Source organism: Nocardia carnea NBRC 14403, assembly GCF_000308515.1.
Taxonomy (GTDB): Bacteria; Actinomycetota; Actinomycetes; order Mycobacteriales; family Mycobacteriaceae; genus Nocardia; species Nocardia carnea.
Window position 1 is genome coordinate 1 of sequence record NZ_BAFV01000094.1, and the last position, 1,632, is coordinate 1,632.

General features: G+C 64.4%; 2 protein-coding genes. Both read right to left on the reverse strand.

All coding sequences use genetic code 11. The features are described from left to right. The coding region (locus tag ON22_RS26670; protein WP_043740702.1) for a hypothetical protein at positions 1 to 327 on the reverse strand (327 nt) is incomplete at its 3' end. Then, a complete protein-coding gene (locus ON22_RS26675; RefSeq protein WP_033247756.1) occupies positions 324 to 1,490 on the reverse strand; it encodes a tyrosine-type recombinase/integrase in 1,167 nt (388 codons plus the stop codon). The genes ON22_RS26675 and ON22_RS26670, both read right to left, overlap by 4 nt. Between the last annotated feature and the right edge of the window lie 142 nt (positions 1,491 to 1,632).

Sequence of the window (1,632 nt, forward strand, 5' to 3'; positions counted from 1 at the left end):
GACCTCACGGTGGATGAACCACGCCAACTCCCAGGTCATCGGCTCCGGAATCCCGCGCAGTGAAATCGCTTGGGTGGTCCATCGCCCGCCTTGCCCGCCGGTGGTGCGCTCGCGGAACGCCACCCGGTAGTCGCTGGGCATGTTCTTCGAGTCGAAGTGGTCCTGGCGGTGTTCTTCGGGCAGTGAATCCCACAACTGCCGGGCGCGTTGCTCGCTGAACAACTCCGCGATCGGCAGCCGCGGATCCACCCGTTCCAGACGCTTGCGCTGCGGTGTCCGCGGAACCGGCGAGACAAATCCTGAAATATCGTAGTGCGGCTCGGTCATCGGACACTCCACGCGTCGATAACGGCCTGCCAATCAGCGCAAGTCCGCAGTTCGGCATCCTCGGTGACGTGGCCGTAGAGATTGAGGGTGGTCTGAATATCGGCGTGACCCAACCGACGCGACACCACATGCTCCGGCACCCCGGCCAACAGCAGCGCCGTCGCATGCGAATGCCGGAACCAGTGCGGAGTCACCGCCGCCGGAAGCCCGGGGACCCTCCTCTTCATCGACGCCAGATGCTTGTAGACGCTCTCCGGCCGCAACGGTGCGAACTGCCGGCCGCGGTGCAGATTACAGAAGATATAGGCGCGATCCCAATCCTCAAGTTCGACGTCGGCCCCGGCCTCGCACAAGGCCCAAACCCAGTCGCCATACAGACGATCCAACCCGGCGCCGACGTGAATGCGCCGAAAGCCGCTCTTGGCGCGCTGACCATGCGGATGATCATCGCGCTCGACCACCTCGACCAGCGCGGTATCGCCCGTGCCAGTCTTCCAGTCCCGATGCTGCAATCCCAATGCCTCGCCGAGGCGGATCCCCGTCTCCTCCAGCAGCGTCCACAACAGGCGATACCGCAGTTCGCCGACCCACCCCCCGAGCCGTCTGTCCCATCGAGCTTCCGCCTCCCGCAACGCCGTCATCTGGGAGGGCAGCAACACCGGCACTATCTGCCGCCGGGCCCGGACACGGACCTTGCTGCGTCGCCGGCCACTCCTCCGTTCCACATGCTCCAACAACGGTAGATACCGGCCCGGCGCAGCCTTCACCCGCTCCACCAGATCTCCACCCAGCACGGCACCGCGCTGTGTCTGATAGCGGTAAAAGCTCATCACCGCCCGGGCACGCTGCGCGACCGTCGAATCCGCCAGATGGTCGGTGTCAACGAGTACCGCGGGCTCCGATCCGACCGACCGGCGCCGCATCTGACCGACGAACGCACCCACCTCGGTAACCCCCACCCGATCCCACGGCTGCGCCCGATGCTCCAGGAACGTCCACCACAGTTGCAGCCCCTTCGCGTACGCCTTCACCGTGTTCGGCGAGTACTGCGTCGATCTCAGATGCTCCAAGAACTGCTCTACCGGAGCCACTACCAGGTAGTTCGCGTCCAGCACTGTCCACGTGGGCCCGTCGGCCGTTGGAACCCGCTGCGTGTAAGCCACTCACATTCCTCTCCGTCACGTCACATACGTCAGCGGCGGAGACAACCAACTACCGATAACCCACCGCCGACGACCACCAACACGACCAGAAAGGACTGTCACAGACGTCAACGACACACTCAACCGGGTACAGACAACATGT